The 17568-nt window shown below is 35.4% G+C and carries 14 protein-coding genes; 3 read left to right on the top strand and 11 right to left on the bottom strand.

Annotated features, from left to right (window positions below; translation table 11 throughout):
- Positions 1 to 137: 137 nt before the first annotated feature.
- The 3 genes from susR to AC51AA_RS01795 all read right to left on the bottom strand — a co-directional run bounded on the left by susR (position 138) and on the right by AC51AA_RS01795 (position 5156).
- Complete coding sequence (susR, locus tag AC51AA_RS01805) at positions 138 to 1790, bottom strand: SusR family glycan utilization regulator (RefSeq protein ID WP_500704037.1); 1653 nt, start codon at positions 1788 to 1790, stop codon at positions 138 to 140.
- 60 nt (positions 1791 to 1850) lie between these two features.
- A complete protein-coding gene (locus AC51AA_RS01800) occupies positions 1851 to 4112 on the bottom strand; it encodes an acyl-CoA dehydrogenase family protein (RefSeq protein ID WP_500704036.1) in 2262 nt (753 codons plus the stop codon).
- A gap of 126 nt (positions 4113 to 4238) precedes the next feature.
- Positions 4239 to 5156, bottom strand: coding sequence for an EamA family transporter (locus AC51AA_RS01795; RefSeq protein WP_500704035.1), 918 nt, complete (start codon positions 5154 to 5156; stop codon positions 4239 to 4241).
- 107 nt (positions 5157 to 5263) lie between these two features.
- Here AC51AA_RS01795 and AC51AA_RS01790 point away from each other — a divergent pair, with 107 nt between their 5' ends.
- Complete coding sequence (locus AC51AA_RS01790; RefSeq protein ID WP_500704034.1) at positions 5264 to 6679, top strand: aminotransferase-like domain-containing protein; 1416 nt, start codon at positions 5264 to 5266, stop codon at positions 6677 to 6679.
- Positions 6680 to 6758: 79 nt separating this feature from the next.
- Here AC51AA_RS01790 and AC51AA_RS01785 read toward each other — a convergent pair whose 3' ends face one another.
- The 5 genes from AC51AA_RS01785 to aspA all read right to left on the bottom strand — a co-directional run bounded on the left by AC51AA_RS01785 (position 6759) and on the right by aspA (position 12436).
- Positions 6759 to 7706: a bestrophin family protein gene (locus AC51AA_RS01785; RefSeq protein WP_500704033.1), complete on the bottom strand. Its 948-nt coding sequence runs from the start codon at positions 7704 to 7706 to the stop codon at positions 6759 to 6761.
- A 45-nt stretch (positions 7707 to 7751) separates the two neighbouring features.
- On the bottom strand, positions 7752 to 8474 hold the full coding sequence (locus AC51AA_RS01780; RefSeq protein WP_500704032.1) for an adenine nucleotide alpha hydrolase family protein: 723 nt from the start codon (positions 8472 to 8474) through the stop codon (positions 7752 to 7754).
- Between the two features lie 77 nt (positions 8475 to 8551).
- Entirely contained in the window at positions 8552 to 9955 is a 1404-nt protein-coding gene (locus tag AC51AA_RS01775; RefSeq protein WP_500704031.1) for a HAMP domain-containing sensor histidine kinase, read from the bottom strand.
- A 1-nt stretch (position 9956) separates the two neighbouring features.
- Entirely contained in the window at positions 9957 to 10631 is a 675-nt protein-coding gene (locus AC51AA_RS01770) for a response regulator transcription factor (protein WP_500704030.1), read from the bottom strand.
- 395 nt (positions 10632 to 11026) lie between these two features.
- Positions 11027 to 12436 carry an aspartate ammonia-lyase gene (gene aspA / locus AC51AA_RS01765; RefSeq protein WP_500704029.1) on the bottom strand — a complete coding sequence of 470 codons (1410 nt, stop codon included), beginning with the start codon at positions 12434 to 12436 and terminating at the stop codon, positions 11027 to 11029.
- 328 nt (positions 12437 to 12764) lie between these two features.
- Between aspA and AC51AA_RS01760 the strand changes: the two genes are divergently transcribed.
- Positions 12765 to 13343 carry a pentapeptide repeat-containing protein gene (locus AC51AA_RS01760; RefSeq protein WP_500704028.1) on the top strand — a complete coding sequence of 193 codons (579 nt, stop codon included), beginning with the start codon at positions 12765 to 12767 and terminating at the stop codon, positions 13341 to 13343.
- Positions 13344 to 13472: 129 nt separating this feature from the next.
- Here AC51AA_RS01760 and AC51AA_RS01755 read toward each other — a convergent pair whose 3' ends face one another.
- From AC51AA_RS01755 to glyA, 3 genes are all read right to left on the bottom strand, one after another.
- A complete protein-coding gene (locus tag AC51AA_RS01755) occupies positions 13473 to 13970 on the bottom strand; it encodes a GNAT family N-acetyltransferase (RefSeq protein WP_500704027.1) in 498 nt (165 codons plus the stop codon).
- A gap of 66 nt (positions 13971 to 14036) precedes the next feature.
- A complete protein-coding gene (locus tag AC51AA_RS01750) occupies positions 14037 to 14630 on the bottom strand; it encodes a MiaE family protein (RefSeq protein WP_500704026.1) in 594 nt (197 codons plus the stop codon).
- A 155-nt stretch (positions 14631 to 14785) separates the two neighbouring features.
- Positions 14786 to 16060: a serine hydroxymethyltransferase gene (glyA, locus tag AC51AA_RS01745; protein ID WP_500704025.1), complete on the bottom strand. Its 1275-nt coding sequence runs from the start codon at positions 16058 to 16060 to the stop codon at positions 14786 to 14788.
- Between the two features lie 108 nt (positions 16061 to 16168).
- On the opposite strand from glyA, the gene fahA reads away from it, so the two are divergent.
- On the top strand, positions 16169 to 17452 hold the full coding sequence (gene fahA / locus AC51AA_RS01740; protein ID WP_500704024.1) for a fumarylacetoacetase: 1284 nt from the start codon (positions 16169 to 16171) through the stop codon (positions 17450 to 17452).
- The last annotated feature ends 116 nt before the right edge of the window (positions 17453 to 17568 follow it).

Here is a 17568-nt window from a genome sequence, read left to right as displayed (position 1 = left end):
AGATTGTAAAGCTAAAACGATATCGCTCGTGTTTTAATTCCACAGAAAAAAAAGTAGCAAAATAAAACCACAACAGACTAACCAACAGATTATTAACTAAAAATAAACCACTGAAAAAGTAGTGGTTTCACAATATTTTATTCGTTTTTTAAGCTAATTAAGCCGATTTTCATGACCATTTCTTCAAAATCACCTCGAGAAACTATCGCTTTATTTCGCGCTCTGGTTCGGTAATTATAAATGGTACTTAAAGAGTAACGCAGAAAGGCTGCAATTTTTACACTATCGGTTATGCCCAGACGGATCAAAGCAAAAATTCGAAGTTCTGTATTCAATAATTCACCTTGTTTGATGACAATTTGTTCGTCCTGAATCAGCAGGGCGTTGAAGTCTTTCACGAAGCTAGGATATAAATTGAGAAAGATACTATCGAAGTTTTTATACAATTCCTCTAATTCATTATCCACCAAAGTAGTTGATTTAAGAATTTTATAGAGTTCATCAAATTGTTTGGCAGTCGCCTTTTTGTTTAAGCTAATGCGATAATTCTCCAACTTATTGATATAGGTGGAACAGAGATTAAAAAAATGCGCAATATACTCCTCTTTGACATGGTTTGATTCTGATAATTGGGCATTGCGTTCCTGTAATTGATTGTTCGCTGCGGTAATATCTTGATTTAATTGAACCAACTTTTCACTCGTCTTAAAAAGTTCTTCCCGAATTCTCGAGACCCTTTTCATTTGTTTGTAGACATACACCACCGCGATGATCAAAAAAACGGAAAGTATACTAATACATAAAAGATACAATTGAAGTTGTTGCTTTCTTTTGGCCTCTTTATCTAAATAAGCAGTATTGATGATAGTGTACACTTGAGACATTTGTAGCGTACGGAATTGCACATTACAAAAAAGTGCATCTGCAACAGCCGACTGTGTCAATTTATAGGCCATATCCACATCTCCAATTTTGTAAAAAATCAAAGCCAGCTCTTGTAGGGAGGCATTGTCTTTAATAGCATGTTTAATATCCGATATAGCCGAGAGCGCATAATATTTTTTCCTTAATTCCAATTGATCTGGTCGCTGATAAAGACTTCCTAAAAGGTAGCCGATCATCGCAAATTGCGGACTATCTTCACTACTGGTCTTTTGCAGATACAGCAATTCCTTCTCTGCAATACCCAACTGTTTATGAAAAATATGCCGCTGAATATTGGCTATCTTATAGGGTAATGTTTCTGGATTCAATACCCCTAGTAAAGAATCTCGATAACGCTCTATTTTCTTTATATACTTTTGATCATAACTGTTGGCCACATAATGCTCATAAAATTCTGTATTGGCCTGATAATAGTCCGGAAGTAAATTCGCAGACAATTGTTTTTTATGTAGACTTTTTAAAATGGCTTCAGATTCCAAGTACTTTCCTGTTGAAGAATATAGTGTAGCCAATTGCAATTGGGCCAAATCTTGTAAATCTTTATTTTGAAGCTCATTGGCAATTTTCAGGTTCTTTTTTACATAAAAGATAGCCGAATCTGAATTGAACTTTTGATATTCCGTATAAAGAGTCTTATTGTAATTGTATACTTGTTGTTTCGTTAAATCAGCTGACTTGATTTTCTTGAAGTTTAGAATACGTTCTTCTTTTAATTGCACATAATGCTCTTTATTCTTCAAAGCCTCGTTTAACTCCGCCATGACAGTAGTTGTATTATCCGCTGCATAAACAGAAAAAGGAAGCTGCACTAAAACTAGTAAAAGGAAAGGAATATAATTTTTCAAGTTGGGCTACATAAATTTTGAAGTAGACAAATATAACAAACGCTACCTATAAAATGAAAATTATCGTACTGCAATTGGCGCCGCTAAGCAAGACTCCGGAATATCAAAAGCATTCACCAAAGAAACCGCAGCTGGTCTAATATCCCAACAAAGCTGATTGACCATTTTACGAATGGCTTTGGTTTTCACCCCTTCCATATAACCATCTTCCAGATACCAAGCTTTATTTTTTTCAAGCTGTGAAAGCGCATATAATTGACTTAGTTTGGTCAATACTTCCTTGGAGGCCGGATCTTGCACTTTTTCTATCGCGATTTGAAATTGCTCCAAAATAACTCTTTCCAAATAGGCCTGAGCCACATCTATCATCTGATGTTGCACCACATTAAAAGCATCATAAGCCGCTAGGCCATCGTCAATTAATTTTTTAATGCGTTTGGCAGCCGATGCCAAAATGGTTTTTTCTCTATGCTGAAAAGCCTGTAAATGAAAGGCGCCATCAAGTAAATGCTCATCATCCGTCTTACGTGTTGCTAAGGGATTCTTCTCGGCAATAGCCGTTTTGGCATTTTCATACACATACTGAATCAGCCCTAAAGAGCCCATTTCTCCAAATGATTTTCTAAATTCAGCCAATCGATTCTTCGCCACCAATTGCATCAAAACCGTATTATCCCCTTCAAAGGTGGTGTAAATTTCAGTGTCATTTTTAAGGGCATTAATTCTGTTTTCAGATAAATAACCTTTACCCCCACAGGCTTCGCGACATTCTTGCAAAATCGCTCGGGTACTCCAGGTCGAATACGCTTTCATTCCAGCGGCAAGCGCTTCAATTTCTTGCATTTCTGCTTCGGTTTTCTTCAAAAAACGATTGGTGAGGTACTGCAGACCAAAATGCACGGCATAAGTCGTGGCTAAATGAGGAAGCAGTCGACGCTGCTGCATTCTATAATTTAATATCGGTACTTCTGATCCGCCTTCTGGTCCAAATTGCCTGCGCTCATCGCTATATCGAATAGCAATAGTTAAGCCTGATTTCGCAGCCGATAAAGCCGAACGTGGAATACCAATTCGCCCACCCACCAAAGTACCCAACATCGTAAAAAAGCGTCTGTTATCACTGGGAATTGGACTTTCAAATGCTCCTTTATCGTTCACTGAGGCAAAACGATCCAACATATTGTCTTTTGGAATGACCACTTGATCAAAACTAATGGTCCCATTATCCACTCCATTTAAGCCCATTTTATGTCCACAATCTCCTATGGTCACACCTTTTAAGGTATTCCCATTGGCATCTCGTAAGGGCACCACAAAAGCATTTACCCCATAATCATGATCATCAATGATGAGTTTGGCAAAAACCGTGGCCATTTGCCCATGAAGCGCAGCATTACCAATAAACTCTTTTTGCGCATTTTTATTAGGGGTATGTATGGTAAAACTTTGATCTTGATGATGGTAAGTAGCCGTCGTTTCGAGGCCTTTTACATTAGAGCCATGATGAGTTTCGGTCATAGCAAAACAACCAGGTAGTTTTAGAGAACCAATATCTTCTAAATATTTAGCATAATGTTTTTCCGTTCCTAATGATTGCACACTCATTCCCCAAAGTCCAAACTGAACACCAAATTTGATTACCAAACTTAAATCGTGATAACTTAAGGTTTCCATAATGGCAAAATAATCCGCTATGTTTTCTCCTCCTCCATATTGCTTGGGATAGGCCATATTCCCTAAATTTTCTGCTGCTAGGATTTTACACCAGTGGTACACCTTTTCACGGTAAACCTCCGTAGAGGTCGAGGTTTCATAGGCAAATTCCGGTCGGGAAATAATCGCCTTTACTCTTTTAATGATAGCCGCTTCTTTACCATCTAAAATGGCCGTTAATTGGGTCGTATCAAAATGGCTGCTGCTTAGCGAGTTTGCGGTAAGTGAGCTTTCTTTTGTTTTAAAATTCTGAATGACTTCCTCTCCTAAAATACCTAAGTCATTTTCTAATTTTGCAAAAGCGGTGGCTGCTGATACTATATCTTGATCCTGCTGGGATAATACTCGCACAACATCAAAGAGAGACAGTACATCCGACTGATTTAGAAGGCTTTTTTCTATATCTAATTTCCACTGCTCAAGCTCATGGCGAGAAGGTGGATTTCCCACATCTACTTTAGAAATAAGTTGCTCTTTTTCCTCAGCAGAAAGCCAAGTAAGTGTAGGTATAAATTCTTGAATCGTGACAAACTCTTGTTGCGTTAACAAATCATCAGACCACACTAAATAGAATAAGGGAATAAAAGCTTGGAGTTTGGTATTTTTCATGGCAATAGGGAATCAGATCGAAAATTAAACGTAAACACGAATGCCGTTAAACAAAAAAACAGCAATGAAAAATACTCATTCCTGTCTTATGATGCTGTTAAGATTCTGATAATTTTAAGCCTTTTCTTATAAAGAACTTTTTGATAAGAACTTGCTTTTGCCTTTGATTGCCAAAAGATGATGCGAGTTAAAGACCAAAACAGCCAGTAAAATAATGCCGTAAGCCGCAACTTGCAAAGGGCCAATTTGCTCTTTGTATACCAAGGTAGCCAAGGCAAAAGCAATTATAGGATTAATATTTAATAACATACCAACTGTTGAAGAATTGATCCCTGAGAGTGCATACAAATTTAAAAACAAGGGGAAAATCGTAAACAAAATGGCTATGGTTTCAATACAGAAATAAAATTTGAATGCTGTTGGCACGGGGCCACTATAGGCTGGATAAAAGGGCAACAAACACAAAGCCGCCAAAGTGATATGAAAAGTCAAAATAATAAATTTATCAAAACCTTTATTGACACGTTGACTCACTAGATAAGAGGCATAGGTAAAGCCTATAATGATGCTGAAAAGCATGTCCATAATATTGGCATAGGATAAAAGTAAACAACCTGAAATACTTAATCCCACAGCCATCCACTGCGTTTTAGATAGTTTTTCATGTAAAATAAAATAAGCCAATAAGGTGGTTAAAATAGGGCAAACCAAATAGGCCAAAGATGTGGCTTTTACACTTACGTGATTCATGACATAAATAAAGGTAAACCAATTGGCCATTAAAAAAACACTTCCCCCTATATTCAATAAAATGGTTTTGCGCTTTTCTGATGGAGAAAACGTTTTAAACGTTGCAATGGCTTCTTTTATTCTTTTTCTTTTAAAAGTAAAAGCAATAAACAACATCAGGATACTGCAACTAAAGACACGATAAAATAAAATATCCAAAGAAGCATAGTCATGAATTGGCCTTAAGACCAAACTAAAAAATCCCCAGATGATGAAGCAGGTAATGGCAGCGATATAATATTTTGTTGTTTTCAAGGCGGTTTCTTTTTGGGTTGTTTTTCTATTGAAGCAAATTTCTTAAAAATAAAACAGCAATACAGATACAGTTTTTGTAAATTGCAGCATAACAGTTTATTTTTTTTATGAAAAATTCAAATTACTTATACCTACAGTTTGCGGATCGAATTGAAAAACAAATAAAATCAGGCGTCTTAAATGTTGGAGACAAGCTACCTTCAATTCGGGAAGTCTGTGCTGAAACAGGCTATAGTATGAGTACCGTAAGTAAGGCGTATTACGAAGTAGAAAGCAGATCGCTCATTGAATCAAGACCCCAATCGGGCTATTACGTGAGTAATACATCGTCAAGAATCATAACAGAACCTTCATCAAGCAGTCCTATTTTACGATCCGAAAATATTGACAGGCAGGACTTGATCGATCAAGTTTACGGCAATATGACAGACAAAAACATTACCATGCTTTCTTTGGGCTTCCCCTCCAATGCCCTTTTGCCTATTGCCAAACTAAATAAAGGAATGATTCAAGCGATGCGATCACTTCCCAATAGTGGTACTAGCTATGAAGAAATACAGGGTAATCCGAACTTAAGAAGAGAAATTGCACGCTGGTCTTTTACCTGGGGCGGTACTTTACAAGAAGAGGATATCATTACCATGCCTGGCTGTACCAGTGCCATATCGCATTGTTTAATGACTTTGACCAAACCCGGTGATACCATTATTACCGAGAGCCCTGTTTATTTTGGAATCTTGCAATTGGCAAAATCTTTAGGTTTGTACATTATGGAATTACCTACCAATATGACCACCGGAATCGAGTTAGAAGCCTTAAAAAAAGCACTTTCTTCTAAAAAAGTAAGCCTTTGTTTGCTCGTGAGTAATTTTAGCAACCCCTCTGGAAGCATGATGCCTAACGAACATAAAAAAGAGGTCGTGAAGCTCATGGAGTTTTACAACATCCCCTTAATTGAGGACGATATTCACGGTGATTTATATTTTGGCTCTAGCCGACCTACCAACTGTAAAACCTATGATGAAAGCGGGATCGTGCTTTGCTGTAGTTCGGTATCCAAAACTTTGGCGCCAGGCTACCGCGTGGGATGGGTCTCTCCTGGGAAATTCAAAAAAGAAATACTTCGAAATAAAATTTACCATACACTCTCCTCTCCTACTATTACTCATGAAGTCGTGGGGGATTTCCTGAAAAACGGTCGATACGAGAATCATCTTCGAAAAATTAGGCAAATATTGAATCACAACTGTAACAACTACATCAATACCATCTTAGAATCTTTTCCAAAGGGAACCAAAGTAAGCCAGCCTCAGGGTGGTTTTTTCCTATGGGTCGAACTGGATCAAAAAATAGATACAGCCGTTTTCTACCACTTGGCGATGAAACATCACATTAGTATTGCCCCTGGTCGTATCTTTTCCCTTCAAAATCAATTTTCAAATTGCATGCGATTGAGTTTTGGATTGCCGTGGTCCAACGAGCTCAGACAATCGATACAAATTTTAGGCAAATTACTTCATTAGTTCCCTATATAAAAAGCTGAACAACACTTTTAATAAGTGTTGTCCAGCTAACAAAATTGACCAACCAAAATCAATTCATTTATAAAACAAAGTAAGCGTTGCTTTCCACTTTTTTAGGTTCAGGTTTAAGATCAAATTCTTTAATAATATCAAATTCACTTTGATACTCGATTAACATTTGCATTAAATTCTTTTCGATCGTATTTGAAATTGCTGTGACCGGTGTATCTGTTGGTCTATTTTCAAAAGGATCCTGCAAATGAATAGCCATTTTTTCAATCAAAAAGAAAGCACCTCCAATAATGGTAATCAATGGAATTGCAAACCAACTCAACAAATCAATTAATCCGAAAGGCAGTAACAAGACAAATAAACACAAAGTCATTCTGATATACATACTGTATGTTGTTGGGAAAATGGTGTTTTTAATACGCTCACATTTTCCCATTGCATCACATAATCTTGTCAAGGTCTTGTCTATTTCAACTTGTTGATATGGGTTAAGTTTTTTATCCTTTCTGGCCATTTTTAGGTCTTTTGCATGCAGCAATAATATGGCATTAGGAATGTTTTGATGATTTTTCACAAACTGTAATTCCTCCTTACTAATCCAATCTTTAATCGGTTTTATAGCATCTTTATGTCGTAAAGACTCTCCTAAACTATAACACCATGCTATTTGCCTTTTGGTGAAATTTTCCCTGAATTCGCTTGCCTCTACAGAAAAATCCGAATCCTTATAAAAAGTCAACATTTGGCGAATCAATGTTCTGGAATCGTTTACAATTGCTCCCCAAACAATTCGGGCTTCCCACCATCTATCGTAGGCTTGGTTCGATTTAAAAGCCAATAACAAAGATATAATCGTACCAATCATAGTAGGGATGGCAATAGGAATATCAACAGCAATATTGATGAAATAATGATGAAAAAGCTCAAACAATATGGTATAAGCCATCACCAGCCCTAATTCTACTTTAATTTTTCCAAGCACATATTTCATTGGAATGTTCTTCTTTAATAGCATATTTTCCCGCTTTAAATTAAACTTACTTTTTTAAAGAATTCGGCCTTATACCAATTCTTCATAGAGCGACAAAACCGGAAGTCCTAATTGCTCATTTACATTTAATTTTTTTGTTTTTTTGAATTTGATTTTTTCGCCCTTACGAGTTTCTACCAACAAATCGATATCATATTTTGAAATGGCCTCAGATAAACAAGGGGCAAACTCATCAAAATTATCGTCAAAATTGGCCGTTTGGCTTACAATTTCATAGGAAAAATTTTTGCTCAAAAATTGTTGAACATCTTTGACATGCATATTGGCGCTGCCATTTTCAATATAAAGTGCTTTATTAAAATCGTCTTTGTTTACTTCAGTGCCTAAATGCAAAATGGGACATTTATGATTTGCTGCTAATTGCAACAAATACTGATGAATTCTTTTTGTTTCTTGTTTATATGACTGACTCATAATAACCAATTTAACATCAAAAGCATCGATTATATGTTTGAAAATGGGAGAGGAAAGTCCGTACTGATTGTGAACCTTTATTTTACAATTAGGGGTGTATTCGATAATGTATCTACAGGTTTCCAAAACCTCCTCCTGACTTGTGGTCAATCCAGTTCTCATTTCACGCAAAAAATGTGAAGACGAAAAGGTATCAGGCGTATCGGAAACCAACATTAAAATAATCTCGAAAGGCGTTTCTTTCGCTTGATTAATCGCTGACTTTACAGCACTAATAGTATCCTCTTTTAAGGTTGTAGGTATTAAGAAATTTTTCATAAGTACAATTGTTTAGTTTATACCTACAAAATAACTTCTCCAAGATTAGGACTATCTTAAGTTAAGATTAGAATTTCCTAAGATTCAACATTAGAATTTTTAATGTTGAATTTTTTATTTTTTTCCTTCTTAAAAATAATAGTCACTATAGTCCCTTTGTTCTGCTCCGATTGCACTTGAATTTCACCATCATGCATGCGGATAATTTTTGAAGCCAAAGGAAGTCCTAAGCCATATCCGATATATTTGGCGGCTATTTTTCCTCTGAAGAAAGGTTCGTATAAGTGAGGGATATCTTCTGGAGGAATACCTATTCCGATATCATTAATGGCAATTTTAATCATTTCTTGATTCGCAGAAAGCATGACAAATACCTCATTATTATCCGAGTATTTTACTCCATTTGTAATAATATTATTAATGGCCAACTCTAGTAAGGGCTTATTACAAGGAATTAATAGCAAATTAGAGTCCTTTGGAGCAAAATTGAGTTTGATGCTCACACGATTATCAGGATAAATCTTATCCAAATCCGATTTCACCTCTAATAACAATTCATCAATTCTCGCAATATCCAACACTTGCTTTTTCCCATCATAGCCTGTTTGAGTCAACTTTAGCAAACTTTCGGTTAAATTCCCTAATCTTGAAGCCTGGCTGTGAATATTTTCCAACGATTGAATATAATCCGGAACACCTCTTTCTTTCAAAAGCATAATTTCAGATTCGGCAATTATAGTGGTGATTGGCGTTTTTAATTCATGTGAAGCATTATTGATAAAATTGGCCTGTATCTCAAAAGAAGTCTCTAATCGATCTAACATATCATTAAATGTTGCCGTCAGATCTGAAATTTCATCTGAATTTTCTACTTCTGGCAATCGGTTATGAAGATTAGAAGCACTAATTCTATTTACCTCTCTTGTAATTCTTGCCACAGGATTAATAACACGTTTGGCTAAAAATCGACCTAAAAAGAAAGTCAATAACACAAAACCAATACCTCCAAAAAGCATTATTTTCACAATATAAATGGTGGTGGCTGTTCCTTTTCTATCTCTAGCACCAACGATAACAATGTATTTTTGATTGTTTTCTGTGAAGACTTGTCCTAGATAATACTTATTATCAATTTCAAAAAAATCTTTTCCTGTTTTTAAAACATTAGTATAAAACGCATTGGGCAAATTTAGATTGGTGTTGTAGTCAAAACTATTCTCACTATTTATCCTAAGAACAAATTCTTCTTCTTCAATAAGTTCTTCAAGCCCGTTCTTTTTAAGATTGCTGTAATATTTAATTTTTTCAGGATCTTTTTGAAAATGAATGGAAGAGACAATCTTCGCTCTATCTTCTAATCGTTTTAAAAAATAATATCGATTATTTTCTCTGAACAACGCAAAGATTATGATACACAACAATAGGGTACTAAAAGTAGAAAGAGCTACATAAGTAAAAGTAATTTTTTTTCTAATATCCATTTTATGGTTTTATAACATAACCTAAACCTTTCATCGTATGAATAAGTTTGGTGTCAAAAGGTTTATCTATTTTTTTTCTTAAATAAGTGATATATACATCTACAACATTGGTATTCATATCAAAATTAATATCCCAAACATTGTCTAAAATTTGATCACGAGAGACTATTCTACCGCTGTTTTTAGACAAATAATATAGTAATTTGAATTCCTTAGCCGTTAAAATGATCGATTCCCCATCTCTTTTCACCGTCTTGGTACGTCCATTAATTTCTAGATCACTAATGGTTATCATATCTATTTTTTCCGTTTCTTGATTTGCTCTGCGATGCAATGCATTTATTCTTGCATCGAGTTCACCAAATTTAAAGGGTTTAACCAAATAATCATCAGCTCCAGCATTAAGTCCTGTTACAATATTCTCTGATGTTCCTAAGGCTGTTAAAAGTAAAACGGGCACAAAATTCTTGCTTGCACGTAATCTTCTACAGATTTCAATACCGTTTATATCCGGTAACATTACATCTAAAATGACCACATCAAAAGTATAATTATGAATCATCTCAAGAGCTGTTTTACCATCAAGAGCAACGCTTACTTCGTTATTATTCTCCGCAAATCCTTTACGTAAAATGGATAAAAGACTAGGTTCGTCTTCGACTATCAGTAATTTCATATTAATTGATCTATAGCAAACAAAAATAGGAATTGACTTGAAAAAACAATTCAGAAAATTTTATAATTATGATTTTATTATGATCATTGGAATCTTATTCCAAAGCAAAAAAACACTCAAAACAAGAACAAACACCCTGTATGTTTTTGATTTTAAAACACTTAAAAAAATCAAACCAAAATAAAATTCAAAACTGCTCCTTAAAAGAAAAGTAGTCGTGATCGACGGAACAAATTGCCAAACTATTACTTTGGTTTTGTATAATGATCTCTATGAAACAAAAAACAAGCCCCAACTTTCTTTTAAAAATTCTTAAAAGAAAATTGGGGCAAAAAAGGATAAACGTAAAAAAAGCCATCAAAAATTGATGGCTTTTACTCAAAGAATGGTATTCTCTATTTTGTGATAAACTTAGGATGGATTAAATTATCCAATGCATAAATTTCGTCCCATTTTTCTTGTGTGATTAACTTTCTTTCGACCACAGCAATTTGATGTACACTTTTGTTCAATTTTAAGGCTTCACCAGCGATACTAGCACTTTCCTCATAGCCTAAGATAGGATTCAATTGCGTTACAATACCAATACTGTTCATGACCATATTGTAGCAATGATCCACATTAGCAGTGATACCATTAATACATTTGTCAACTAAGGTCTGAATCGCATTAGATAGGTAATCTAAAGAAGTAAACATCGCAAAAGCTATAACAGGTTCCATTACATTTAACTGCAATTGTCCTGCTTCAGCCGCCATAGTAACGGTTAAATCTTGTCCAATAACATAAAAACAGGTTTGGTTCACTACTTCTGGAATCACCGGATTTACTTTACCTGGCATAATCGAAGAACCTGGCTGACGCGCTGGTAAATTGATTTCATTGAAACCAGTTCTTGGCCCAGAACTTAACAGTCTTAAATCATTACAGATCTTAGAAATTTTTACGGCCGTTCTTTTAAGGGTTCCCATAATTTGTACATAAGCTCCCGTATCTACAGTAGCTTCAATTAAATCTGGAGAAAGCGTTAATGGAATCCCTACTTCTTTAGCTAAATAACTAACACAAATCTCTGGGTATCCTTCAGGTGCATTTACTCGAGTACCAATGGCAGTAGCTCCCATATTGATCTCTAAAACCAAACTTTGCGCTTCTCTCAATCGTCGAACATCCTCACCAATTGTAGTGGCGTACGATCTGAATTCTTGTCCTAAAGTCATCGGAACCGCATCTTGTAATTGCGTTCTTCCCATTTTTAAAACAGTTTTAAACTCTTCTCCCTTTGCAGCAAAAGCAACTTCTAAACCTTCTAAGGTTTTAATGAAGCTTTCCATTTTCATATAGAGCGCTATTCTAAAAGCCGACGGGTACGCATCATTGGTAGACTGAGAACAGTTGACATGATTATTAGGGTGTAAAAAGTTATACTCCCCTTTTTTATGACCTAGGTATTCTAATCCAATATTGGCAATTACCTCATTGGCATTCATATTAACCGAGGTTCCTGCTCCTCCTTGAATCAAATCACTCACAAATTCTTGATCGAATTTACCCGCAATCAACTGATCACTTCCGTAACAAATCGCTTCTGCAATTTTTGGATCAATGGCACCACAATCTCTATTGGCTAAAGCAGCGGCTTTTTTTACATATCCCAAGGCTTTAATAAACAAAGGCTCTCTTGAAATTGGAATTCCTGTAATATTAAAATTCTCTACAGCTCTGAAAGTTTGGATCCCATAATATAAATGATTTGGAATGTCTAATTCTCCTAAAAAATCATGTTCTTTTCTTGTTGATTCCATATAATATAAATTGTTACGTTTTAATTTTAAATTAGTGTAAAGCTATATCAAAATAATAGTATAACAAAATAAATCAAATCAAAAATCAATAAGTTTTAATAAAATATAGGGCCTAAAATTAAGCACTTATCATTTAAAGACCTCAAAAATATCAAATTCACAAAAATAAGACTTTTAAGCAGCGTTAGGATTTAGTAAAATTGTTACCCTATTTTTCCTATAATTTTAAAAACAAGCGTTTTTCAACACCCAAATTATTCGTTTTTTTGCTATTAAATACTTCCTTATTTAGTATCTTTTCACGCTCAATTAATTAGCAAAAGCAGCCTTGAAAAAAGAATCGGAATATCTCCTTGACAAAGCATACAACAGCATTATCTATACCAGAGACGAGGTCAATTTCAAGGATTTTGAATGCTGTACGTTTACTAATTGTAATTTTTCCGCCTGTACTTTTTTAGCCGTTACCTTTATTGATTGCGTTTTTAATGATTGTATTTTTAGTGAAGCTAAAATCAATTATGTGGCTTTTAGAACAGTCACTTTTAATCGTTGCGAAATCAAAGAAGTGAATTTCGCCATGTGTGATAAACTCATTTTTGAAGTTCATTTTTACGATTGTATATTAGATTTCTCTAAGTTTTATACCTTAAAGATTAAAGGAACCACCTTTAACCACTGCAGTTTGGTTGCTGTGGACTTTATGGCAACGGATCTTACCTCTGTCTTATTTGATCAGTGCGATTTATACCGTGCAGAGTTCACTAAAGCCATCGCCAACAAAGCTGATTTTAGCACGAGTTACCATTATACCATCGACCCATCCAAAACTAAAGTAAAGAAGGCTGTTTTTGCTTTACAAGAAGTAAAAGGATTATTGTTCACCCATGATATCATCGTGAGTTAAAGACCTAAAAAAAAGCCAGTACAAAACTGGCTCTAATTGGTACTCTCTTTAAAAGACTCTATTTTAATTGGCTTGCTCCTTATTCAAAAAGGATAACAAAGGGTAAAAGTCAAATAGAATCTCTATTTTTTATAATTGCTTTTGCATGATATAATCTTCCATTAAATACCCATTGCCAATAGCAATATTGACTTCCTCGATCATTTCGAAACCTATTTTCTTATAGAAGTGTAAAGCAGTATTGAAACGGTTTACATTTAGTAATAACGCTTTTGAGTGTTGTTCTAAAGCTAGTTTCTCTATCGCCTCGATCACTTTTTTACCGATTCCTTTTCCTTGGGTTTGGGGTAACAGGTATATTTTGTGAATTTTGGTTATGGCCTCTCCTTTATACTGATGTTCGATTCCAACAAATCCTACTATGGATCCGGCATCCGAAATCAAATAAAACAATTGCTCTCTATTGGTAATAGATGCAGTTAAAGCCTCATCGGAATAAAACAAATCCAACATGTACTTTAATTGGGCTTCTGATAAAATTTCACCATAGGCCACTGGCCAAGTTTGCCTTGTTATTTCTTGAATTTTAGGAATATCACTAACCGTTGCCTCTACAATTGTCATCATATTACTTTATATTTTATTTGAGTTATACTTCCCAACTTGATTCGCTGTTGATCAACCTTTTAAAGACTAACCATGAATGGTTTCCCCTTTTCCGTAATTGGCAATGATGGATTCTTCGTAAGCCAACCATTCTCTCCAACGTTTTTCAACATCAATTCCAACTCCATATTTACGAGCATAGGTAATAAAAGTGGTATAATGACCTGCTTCACTTTCCATTAGCTCTCTATAAAATACCGATAATTCTTCGTCTTTGATATTTTCAGATAAAACTTTAAAACGCTCACAACTTCTGGCTTCGATCATGGCAGAGAATAATAATCGTTCCACTAAGCTCGAGACTCTGCTTCCGTCACTGCTTTTTTTCATGTACTGATACAACTCATTCACATAATCGTCTTTTCGCTCCCGCCCCAGTTTTAACCCTCTTTTGATAATGATATTGTGTACCTGCTCAAAATGATCGATTTCTTCTTTGGCTAGAGCCAATAAGTCTTTTACCAAATCCTGATGCTCCGAGTTATTGGTAATAATGGTGATCGCATTTGTGGCCGCTTTTTGCTCGCACCAAGCGTGATCAGTCAAAATCTCCTCAATATTTTTCTCTACAATATTTACCCATCTTGGGTCCGTTGGTAATTGTAATCGAAGTACTCCCATGTCTTTGTATTTTATTATATTTTTTTGCTTCCTTTTTCAGTTCGGATAGAACTAAAAAAAGTTTAAAGTTTTGCCCTACGTTATTTCCGCAATCACAAAACCTTAAACTTGAAACTTTAATCCCGATAGTGATCGGAATTGAACTGTTTTTTTATTTAGAAAACGAAAATTGGTCTTTCGCTCATCATTTCATTCACTTCATTAGCTACCTCTTCGATAACTGCTTCATTAGTATGATCAGAAAGTACTCTATCAATTAAAGCTACGATAGTCTCCATATCTTCTTCAACTAAACCACGTGTAGTGATTGCCGCTGTTCCAACACGAATTCCTGAAGTAACAAATGGTGATTTATCATCAAATGGTACCATGTTTTTGTTAACTGTAATTTCTGCTTTTACTAGAGCGTTTTCAGCTTCTTTACCAGAAATATTTTTATTTCTTAAGTCAATCAACATCATGTGATTATCCGTTCCACCAGAAATAAGATTGTATCCTCTTTTTACAAAAGCATCTGCCATTGCATTTGCGTTCTTTTTCAATTGCATAGCATAAGTAAAGAACTCATCTTTTAAGGCTTCACCAAAAGCAACTGCCTTAGCCGCGATGATGTGCATTAAAGGTCCACCTTGATTTCCAGGGAAAACCGCAAGGTCTAACAATGAAGACATCATTCTGATTTCACCTTTTGGATTTTTCAATCCTTGTGGGTTTTCAAAATCTTTCCCCATCAAAATCAAACCTCCACGTGGTCCACGTAAGGTTTTGTGCGTTGTTGTAGAAACAATATGACAGTGAGGAATTGGATCGTTCATTAATCCTTTAGCGATAAGTCCTGCAGGATGCGAGATATCAGCAAATAAAATAGCTCCTACGCTATCTGCAATTACTCTGAAACGCTCAAAATCCATATCACGAGAATAAGCCGAAGCTCCAGCGATGATTAATTTTGGTTGTTCTTTAGTCGCAATTTCTTGAATTTTATCGTAATCCAAACGACCTGTTTCAGCATCAACACCGTAAAAAACTGGACGATATAAACGACCTGAAAAGTTTACTGGAGAACCGTGAGTCAAGTGACCACCATGAGATAAATCGAAACCTAAAATCGTATCACCAGGATTCAAACAAGCATGGTACACTGAAGTATTGGCTTGAGAACCTGAGTGAGGTTGAACGTTTGCATATTCAGCACCAAATAACTCTTTAGCTCTGTCAATAGCAATCTGCTCAATAACGTCAACTACTTCACAACCGCCGTAGTATCTTTTGCCAGGATATCCCTCAGCATATTTGTTAGTTAAAACAGAACCAGCTGCTTCCATTACTTCATCACTTACAAAATTCTCTGAAGCGATAAGTTCTAATCCGTGAATTTGTCTATCTTGTTCCTCTAGGATAAGATCAAAAATTTGTTCGTCGCGTTGCATTTTTTCGTTTTTCGTTAATTTCCTGCAAAAATACAAAAAAACGTTTGTCATACAGTTAGATTATGATATATTTGACAAGTAATTTTTCAACAAATAATTAACATTCACATGCCGATAACAGCCAACGATACCAAAAGAAAATCATGGTTAGATGTACCAGAGAATAGCGATTTCCCTATTCAGAACATCCCCTTCGGTGTTTTTCTTACCAAAGAAAATATAGTGACTGTTGGTACACGAATTGGCGACTACGCTATAGATTTAGGGGCCTTGCAACAATTAAACTATTTTTCAGGTATTGATTTAACTGATGATATGTTTATGCAAGACACGCTGAACGACTTCATTTCAGATGGCAAAAAAACGTGGCGACTGGTTCGAAACCGTATCGCTGATATATTCGATAGTAACAATGCTCAATTAAGAGATTCTACAAAAGATAGAGATATTGTTATTTTTAAAATTACGGATGTTGAGATGCAATTGCCGGTTTTAATTGGTGATTATACCGATTTTTACTCCAGTAGAGAGCATGCGACCAATGTTGGAAAAATGTTCCGTGACCCAGAAAATGCTTTATTACCTAATTGGCTGCACATTCCTGTGGGCTACCATGGAAGAAGCTCCACTATTATTCCTTCTGGAATACCGGTACACAGACCAATGGGACAAACACTTCCCAATGGAGAAAGCTCTCCAGTTTTTGGTCCTTCAAGATCAATTGACTTTGAACTTGAAACCGCCTTTATTACCACCGACGCGAACATAATGGGAGAACCTATCCCTGCTTATGAAGCCGAAGATTATATTTTCGGGATGGTTTTACTCAATGATTGGAGTGCTAGAGATATTCAAAAATGGGAATATGTGCCTTTAGGACCATTCTTAGCCAAAAACTTTGCGTCTTCTATTTCGCCATGGATTGTTACTATGGATGCTTTAGAGCCGTTTAGAACAAAAGGACCTAAACAAGACCCAGCACCACTTCCTTATTTACAAACCAAAGGAAAAAAAGCTTTTGATATCAATTTAGAAGTTTCCATTAAACCATTGGACAAAGAGGAAACGCTAATCTCTAAATCGAATTTTAAATATATGTACTGGTCCATGAGCCAACAATTAGCACATCATACTTCAAATGGTTGTCGTGTTAATTCTGGTGACATGATGGGTTCAGGCACTATATCAGGACCTACTCCAGATAGCTTTGGTTCTATGCTAGAACTCACTTGGGGCGGAAAAAATCCAATACAATTAAACGACGGTAGCGAACGTAAATTCATAGAAGATAATGACACTGTGATCATGAGAGGATATTGCACTAGCAATGAAGTCCGTATTGGTTTTGGAGAAGTTTCCAGCCAACTACTTCCTCCTTTTGTGAGACAATGAAGAGCAGATGACTTATCTTAACCGATATAACAACAAAAAAATCTTGTTAGGCAACTAACAAGATTTTTTTTTATACCTATATATTATTGCACATAGCAATACTATTTTTAATACTC

The sequence above is a fragment of the Flavobacterium sp. OHVDL-2026-0007 genome (assembly GCF_059882335.1).
This window is presented reverse-complemented; position numbering and strand designations above follow the sequence as displayed.